At 78.6% G+C, this 229-nt stretch carries 1 protein-coding gene; it reads left to right on the top strand.

The features are described 5' to 3' along the window. Positions 1-229: hypothetical protein (locus KZZ07_RS27535; protein ID WP_219520242.1), on the top strand; the 229-nt coding region annotated here is incomplete at both ends.

Below are 229 nucleotides of genomic sequence, written 5' to 3'. Positions count from 1 at the left end.
GATCGTGCTGCTCACCGCGCTCGTCGCGGCGCTGGTCCTGCCCTGGCCGCTGATCGCCCTGACCGCCTGGACCGCCGCGTCGATCCTGCTGGCGCAGGCGGGCGTCGTGGCGGCGATCCTGGTGGCGAGCCAGAACGAGCGGCTGCGCATGGCCCTGGTGCCGCGCCGCCTGCGCCGCGCCCGCGCCCGCGAGGCGGCCCGGCGGGCCTTCTGGTCGCGCGGCCTGAGC

The sequence above is a fragment of the Mameliella sp. CS4 genome (genome assembly GCF_019392335.1).
Lineage (GTDB): Bacteria > Pseudomonadota > Alphaproteobacteria > Rhodobacterales > Rhodobacteraceae > Antarctobacter.
This window is presented reverse-complemented; position numbering and strand designations above follow the sequence as displayed.